At 65.6% G+C, this 790-nt stretch carries 1 pseudogene; it reads left to right on the top strand.

The features are described 5' to 3' along the window. Positions 1-226 precede the first annotated feature (226 nt). Positions 227-790 (top strand): annotated as a pseudogene (locus RH94_RS43015) (cyclase family protein); the annotation flags it as partial.

Here is a 790-nt window from a genome sequence, read left to right as displayed (position 1 = left end):
GGTGCCAGGTACACCGCACCGGGGGCAGGGAAAGCCACGGACAGTCACGGAGTGCCGCAGGCGGAGTGATGCGGTTCAACTTGCTTTTAAGAAAGGCGATTTCGAGATCAACCAGCTCATCAGCACCCTGCCCTTCCCTTACACTCGGGCCGCAAAAGTATGACTAGTTCGTAGCTCTGCGTGGGCCATCGGGTCCGAGCACACCCAAGGGAAAGAGGCCATCGGCATGACCGACAAGAACGAGGCGGACCTGCCGGACAACTGGGGCCGATGGGGACCGGACGATGAACTCGGCACCCTCAACCTGATCACCGACGAGGTGCGCGCCAAGGCCGCCGCGGAGGCACGCACCGGTCAGTGGGTGTCCCTGGCCCAGCCGATCACGCCGAACGCAATGTTCTTCAGCCCCTTCCTGCCTGAGCCGGTCACCTCTTCCCCGGTGCAGCAGATGGTGTCCCACACCGGTGGCCCCGTGGCAGCCGATCTGTCGTTGGTCTACAACCACCACTGGCAGTCGACGCACCTCGACGCGCTCGCGCACTGGTCGAGTGACGACCAGGTGTATCCGGGCCGTCCGAGGGAACAGGTCGTCACCCCCGTCGGTATCACTCACGCGTCGACGACCGCCTTCGCCTCCGGAATAGTGACGCGTGGGGTCCTGCTCGACCTGGCCGTCGAGGGGCCCCTCGCCCCCGCCTACGCGGTGACGTCGCACGACTTCGAACAGGCCGAGAAGCGGCAGGGAGTCGAGGTCGGCTCCGGTGACGCACTCGTGGTTCGGCTCGGCTGG

This window comes from Streptomyces kebangsaanensis (genome assembly GCF_001906585.1).
Classification (GTDB): domain Bacteria; phylum Actinomycetota; class Actinomycetes; order Streptomycetales; family Streptomycetaceae; genus Streptomyces; species Streptomyces kebangsaanensis.
The sequence above is the reverse complement of the archived record's forward strand: the minus strand, read 5'-3'. Positions and strand labels throughout refer to the sequence as shown.